Here is a 4,863-nt window from a genome sequence, read left to right as displayed (position 1 = left end):
GTTGACGGCCGACTTCCCCGGCCGGGCGGCTGTTTTTGTGGACTTTTTATGCTAAAAAAATGGCGTTCCAATGGATGAGGATAGTCGCAATGCGGATGATACTACCGCCGCTAAAGCAGCGTCGTTTGGTGGACCGATATCTAACCAGCTATTTTCGCGAATACCGGCCGTCGGACTTCAAAAAGGCCGTCTCCGTGCTGTGCCGTTATTACCATCTGAAGCTCCCCAGGGTCGAATGGTATGAATACATCGACTGGGGCAAGACCGCCGGCAAGACTTACGAGAACGGCCAGATCTTTTTGGTCCATCCGGAAAACTGGAAGCGGGGAAGAAAATACAAGTCCGAGCGCAAGTGGATCAACACAGTTTATCATGAAATCGGCCATTACATCTTCTGGGCGGATGCCGAAAGCAAGGCCGACAACTTCGCTTTTCGCATGGTGCGGGGGCTGAACAACCACCACAAATAATCCCTCGTCCCGGCCCCGTTAATTTCCGCGCTCTATCGTTGATCATGGATTACAAAGACACTCTGAACTTGCCGAAAACCGGCTTTCCCATGCGCGCCAACCTGCCGCAGAACGAGCCCAAGCAGGTGAAAAAATGGGAGCGAGAGAAAATCTATTTCAAAATACTCGAGGCCAACGGCGGGAAGAAAAAATATATTCTCCACGACGGGCCGCCGTACGCCAACGGCAACATCCACATCGGCCACGCGCTCAATAAAATCTTGAAAGACGTCATCATCAAGTCGAAGAGCATGACGGGGCATTTCGCGCCTTATGTGCCGGGCTGGGATTGCCACGGGCTGCCGATCGAGCTCCAGGTGGAAAAAAATATCGGCCGGCAGAAGAAAGCCGCGCTGAGCAAGGCCGAGGTGCGCCGCCTGTGCAGGGAATACGCGGAGAAATACATCTCGATCCAGCGCGATGAATTCAAACGGCTCGGAGTTTTGGGCGACTGGGAAAATCCTTATCGAACTTTGGACCCTCAATATGAGGCGGTCGAGATCCGCGAGCTGGGAAAGTTCATCGCCGCGGGCGCGCTCTACCGGCAGAAAAAGCCGGTCTACTGGTGCGCGTCCTGCGTCACGGCGCTGGCCGAAGCCGAGGTCGAGTACGAAGAGCACACTTCGGCGTCGATCTACGTGAAGTTCGCGGTGAAAAATCCTCAAGGAAAATTTTCTCCCGATCCGTCCGGGACTTTTTTCGTCATCTGGACCACGACCCCCTGGACCTTGCCGGCGAACCAGGCGATCGCCGTCCATCCAGATTTCATGTACCGCCATGTTAAAACTCCGGCGGGCGAATTGATTCTCGATCAGGAGCTGATTGAGAGCGTCATGAAGGCGGGGGGGTTCAAGCCGGGCGAGTTCGAGGTCACTCCCGGCGCATGGCGCGGCGCCGAGCTGGAAGGGATCGTCTGCCGCCACCCGTGGCTCGACCGCGACGTCAAAGTGATCCTGGGAGAATTTGTCACGCACGATCAGGGCACCGGCGCGGTGCACATCGCGCCGGGCCACGGATACGAGGACTACGAAGTCGGCCAACGCTATGGGCTCGAAGTTCTCGCGCCGGTGGATGCCGAGGGAAGATTCACCGCCGAGGCAGGAGATCTCGCGGGCGAGTCAGTGTTTAAAGCCGATGCGAGGATTCTGCAAAAGTTGACGGAGACTCGCGCGCTGCTCAAAGAAGAGAAGCTCACGCACAGCTATCCGCACTGCTGGCGCTGCAAAAAGCCGGTGATCTTTCGCGCCACCGAGCAGTGGTTCGTCTCGATGGAGAAGAACGATCTCCGCCGCCGCGCCCTGGAAGCGATCGATCAGGTCGAATGGATTCCGCCCTGGGGCCGCGACCGTATCCGCGGCATGTTGGAGAGCAGGCCCGACTGGTGCATCTCGCGGCAGCGCGTATGGGGCGTGCCGATTCCGGTTTTCTACTGCAATAAGTGTCGCCAGGCGATCGTGAGCCGGGAGATCTGCGACCACGTCGCTTCAATCTTCGAGAAGGAAGGCTCGGACGCATGGTTCATCCGTTCAGCGGCGGAGCTGGCCCCGCCAGGGCTTCACTGCGCCGGATGCGGCGGCGGCGATTTCTCCAAGGAAGAAGACATTCTCGACGTTTGGTTCGACTCCGGCGTCAGCCATGCCGCCGTTGTTGAAACCGATCCTCGCCTGGGCGGGCGGGCCGATTTGTACCTTGAAGGCAGCGATCAGCACCGCGGCTGGTTTCACACTGCGCTCCTGACCTCGGTCGCGACCCGCAGGCGGGCGCCGTACGCGAGCGTGCTCACGCACGGCTTTACGCTCGACGGCAAGGGCCGGAAGATGTCCAAGTCGCTCGGCAACGTCGTCGCGCCGCAGGAAATCATGAAAAAGCACGGCGCCGAGATCATCCGGTTATGGGTAGCGGCGGAAGATTATCGGGAAGACGTCAGGATCTCCGACGAGATACTGAACCGCTTGGTGGAGGCCTATCGCAAGCTGCGCAACACCGCCCGGTTCCTCATCGGCAATCTCTACGACTTCGATCCCGATAAAGATGCGCCCGATCCGGAAAAGCTCGACGAGTTGGACCGCTGGACTCTTCACCGCATGCAGACGCTCCTGACCCGGTGTTTAGCGGCCTACGAGGATTTCGAGTTTCACGCCGTCTATCACGCACTCAACAACTTCTGCAGCGTCGATCTCTCCGCGCTATACCTGGATATCGTCAAGGACCGTCTCTACTGCGAGGCGGCGGCGTCAACCGAAAGAAGGTCGGCGCAAACAACGCTCTATCGGATCCTGGATTCTCTGGTCCATCTCATGGCCCCGGTTCTTTCTTTCACTGCGGCGGAGATTTGGGAGCACATGCCGAAGCGCAGGGGATCGGCCGAAACCGTTTTCATGTCGCGCATGCCGACGCCGGAAAAACGGCTTTTGGACGAAGCGCTCGGCCAGCGCTGGGAGCAGATTTTCAAAGAGCGAAGCGAAGTGTTGAAGGCGCTCGAAGAAGCGAGGAGCAGGAGCATCATCGGCCATTCTCTCGATGCCAAGGTTACTTTTCATGTGGCGAACGGCGCCCCTTTTCCCGCTCTCGCGGAGCTGCTTCAACACGATCGGCAACGAGCCGCCGATATTCTGATCGTCTCCCAGGTCGATGCGCTGCGCGAGGGCCCGGACGGTTCTGTTTCGACCGCAATGCAACGCGCCGGCGATATCCAGACCATCGACGGCAGGTTGCTCTATAAAAGCCAACTTCTCGACTGCAGCATCGAGGTTGCCAAAGCCAGTGGACGAAAGTGCGAGCGCTGCTGGAAATATTCCGAAGACGTCGGAAAGAACCCCGACCACCCGACGGTCTGCGCCCGTTGCGCCCGCGTGTTGATGGGAGCGGCGACTTGAGCTCTAAAACCAAGTTGGTTGTCAAGGTGTTGATCGCTATCGTTCTGCTCGATCAAGCAACCAAGATTATCGTCGATCGGACGATGCCTCTGCATCATTCCATTCCGGTGATCAAGAATCTCTTTAGCCTCACCTACATCCGGAACACCGGCGCCGCCTTCGGCATATTGGCCGACAGCCATGAATTTTTCCGCCTCACCTTTCTCATCGCATTTTCTCTTGCGGCCATCGGCTTTATCCTCGTCATGCTGCGGCGTCTTTCGGAGAACGAAAAAACGCTTACCATCGCGCTCGCCTTCATTCTCGGCGGCGCCGCGGGGAATCTGATCGACCGGCTGATTTACGGCGAGGTGATCGACTTCCTCGATTTTTACTGGTCCGGCTATCACTGGCCGGCGTTCAACGTCGCCGACAGTTTCATCACGATTGGAGTCTTGGTCATGCTTTTTCGTCTCGCCACGACCAAAGACGCCGACCCGTTTGCGCCGCGGCCGTGAATTGATAGATAGTAGGGGCGGGTTTAAAACCCGCCCCTACATGAACAAGGAGGGATAACTTATGCTGCGAGCACAGGACATGAAGGGCGTGATGACGATGATGCCGGCGTTCACGACACCGGACGGCGCGTCTACGACCGCGACCGATACGGTGAATACGCCGGAACTCGAACGTGCGGTGGACGCGATCATTCGCGACGGCGTGGACGTAATCGCGACGATGGGCAGCTTCGGCGAATGCCACACGCTTCTCTGGGAAGAACAGAAAAAGCTCGCCGAGGCGACGATCGCCGCCGCGCGGAAGCGCGTGCCCGTGATCATCGGCTGCACCAGCTTGAATACGCGGGAGACACTGCAGAAAATGAAATTCGCCGCCGCGGCCGGCGCCGACGGCGTGCTCTGCGGCGTGCCGTTCTACTTTCCCTCGACTGTGGACAACGCGGTGCAATTTTACCTCGACATCGCCGAGGCCTTTCCCAACCTCGGCATCGTGATTTATCACAATCCGCCGCTGCATCACGTGACACTTCCAGTCGCCGCGTTCGAAAAATTGGTCACGCGCTCCAACATCGTCGCGATGAAAGACAGCCATCGCACGCCGCTGCAATTCATCCAGCTCATGAACATCGTGAAGGGGAAAATCAGCGTACTGTGTAACCAGACGCAGAGCTATCCGTTCGCCATGATGGGCGCGGCCGGCTGCTGGTCGATCAACGCCTGGCTCGGGCCATGGCCGGTGCTGCACCTCCGCGACGCCTGCCGGGCCGGCGATTGGGAAACCGCGAAGCAAATCTGCCTGGACATGGAGGCAGCCGGTAGAACACGCAGCGGCGGTGACCTTCATTGGAGGGAAAATTCTGCCAAACTTGCCATGAATGAAGCGGGCTATTGCGCTCCCGGACCACTCCGCCCTCCGTTCCGCAACGTTCCGGCGGATGTGATGGAGGACGCCAAAAAAATGGCCGCGAGCTGGAAGAATCT

At 58.4% G+C, this 4,863-nt stretch carries 4 protein-coding genes; all 4 read left to right on the top strand.

Annotated elements, in window-relative coordinates:
• Positions 1-89: 89 nt before the first annotated feature.
• Positions 90-470 (top strand): hypothetical protein, encoded by a 381-nt coding sequence (locus VGL70_22150; GenBank protein ID HEY3306233.1) that lies wholly within the window; start codon positions 90-92, stop codon positions 468-470.
• Between the two features lie 44 nt (positions 471-514).
• Positions 515-3,385: an isoleucine--tRNA ligase gene (ileS, locus tag VGL70_22145; GenBank protein ID HEY3306232.1), complete on the top strand. Its 2,871-nt coding sequence runs from the start codon at positions 515-517 to the stop codon at positions 3,383-3,385.
• Positions 3,382-3,882 carry a signal peptidase II gene (lspA, locus tag VGL70_22140; protein ID HEY3306231.1) on the top strand — a complete coding sequence of 167 codons (501 nt, stop codon included), beginning with the start codon at positions 3,382-3,384 and terminating at the stop codon, positions 3,880-3,882. The genes ileS and lspA overlap by 4 nt, the downstream gene beginning before the upstream one ends.
• Positions 3,883-3,943: 61 nt before the next feature.
• On the top strand, positions 3,944-4,863 hold a 920-nt coding region (locus tag VGL70_22135), incomplete at its 3' end, for a dihydrodipicolinate synthase family protein (protein ID HEY3306230.1).

It is taken from the genome of Candidatus Binatia bacterium (genome assembly GCA_036504975.1).
In the GTDB taxonomy this organism is placed as follows: Bacteria; Desulfobacterota; Binatia; order UBA9968; family UBA9968; genus JAJPJQ01.
The sequence above is the reverse complement of the archived record's forward strand: the minus strand, read 5'-3'. Positions and strand labels throughout refer to the sequence as shown.

Coding starts and splice junctions, on each gene's coding strand:
- VGL70_22150 (HEY3306233.1), top strand. CDS start 90: ATGCGGATGATACTACCGCCGCTAAAGCAGCGTCGTTTGGTGGACCGA.
- ileS (HEY3306232.1), top strand. CDS start 515: ATGGATTACAAAGACACTCTGAACTTGCCGAAAACCGGCTTTCCCATG.